The sequence below is a fragment of the Streptomyces sp. NPDC050997 genome, from assembly GCF_040660135.1.
Classification (GTDB): domain Bacteria; phylum Actinomycetota; class Actinomycetes; order Streptomycetales; family Streptomycetaceae; genus Streptomyces.
Map to the genome: position 1 here is coordinate 1 of NZ_JBFAGK010000046.1, position 1,356 is coordinate 1,356.

At 56.3% G+C, this 1,356-nt stretch carries 2 rRNA genes (1 of these 2 only partly in view); both read right to left on the minus strand.

Annotated elements, in window-relative coordinates:
* Window positions 1–117 (minus strand): 5S ribosomal RNA (gene rrf, locus AB0H86_RS43650).
* A 90-nt stretch (window positions 118–207) separates the two neighbouring features.
* A 23S ribosomal RNA gene (locus AB0H86_RS43655) occupies window positions 208–1,356 on the minus strand; it runs 1,371 nt beyond the window's last position.

Below are 1,356 nucleotides of genomic sequence, written 5' to 3' on the forward strand. Positions count from 1 at the left end.
GTTCGGCGGCGTCCTACTCTCCCACAGGGTCCCCCCTGCAGTACCATCGGCGCTGTAAGGCTTAGCTTCCGGGTTCGAAATGTAACCGGGCGTTTCCCTCACGCTAAAACCACCGAAACACTATGAAACTGAACTGCCGCACCACACCGTGGCCTTGGTGTGGGGCTGTTCGTGGTTTCAGAACCAACACAGTGGACGCGAGCAACTGAGGACAAGCCCTCGGCCTATTAGTACCGGTCACCTCCACACGTTACCGTGCTTCCAGATCCGGCCTATCAACCCAGTCGTCTACTGGGAGCCTTAACCCCTCAAAGGGGGTGGGAATACTCATCTCGAAGCAGGCTTCCCGCTTAGATGCTTTCAGCGGTTATCCCTCCCGAACGTAGCCAACCAGCCATGCCCTTGGCAGGACAACTGGCACACCAGAGGTTCGTCCGTCCCGGTCCTCTCGTACTAGGGACAGCCCTTCTCAATATTCCTGCGCGCGCAGCGGATAGGGACCGAACTGTCTCACGACGTTCTAAACCCAGCTCGCGTACCGCTTTAATGGGCGAACAGCCCAACCCTTGGGACCGACTCCAGCCCCAGGATGCGACGAGCCGACATCGAGGTGCCAAACCATCCCGTCGATATGGACTCTTGGGGAAGATCAGCCTGTTATCCCCGGGGTACCTTTTATCCGTTGAGCGACGGCGCTTCCACAAGCCACCGCCGGATCACTAGTCCCGACTTTCGTCCCTGCTCGACCCGTCGGTCTCACAGTCAAGCTCCCTTGTGCACTTACACTCAACACCTGATTGCCAACCAGGCTGAGGGAACCTTTGGGCGCCTCCGTTACTCTTTAGGAGGCAACCGCCCCAGTTAAACTACCCATCAGACACTGTCCCTGATCCGGATCACGGACCCAGGTTAGACATCCAGCACGACCAGACTGGTATTTCAACGACGACTCCACCTGAACTGGCGTCCAAGCTTCACAGTCTCCCAGCTATCCTACACAAGCCGAACCGAACACCAATATCAAACTGTAGTAAAGGTCCCGGGGTCTTTCCGTCCTGCTGCGCGAAACGAGCATCTTTACTCGTAGTGCAATTTCACCGGGCCTATGGTTGAGACAGTCGAGAAGTCGTTACGCCATTCGTGCAGGTCGGAACTTACCCGACAAGGAATTTCGCTACCTTAGGATGGTTATAGTTACCACCGCCGTTTACTGGCGCTTAAGTTCTCAGCTTCGCCCAACCGAAGTTGGACTAACCGGTCCCCTTAACGTTCCAGCACCGGGCAGGCGTCAGTCCGTATACATCGCCTTACGGCTTCGCACGGACCTGTGTTTTTAGTAAACAGTCGCTTCTCGCT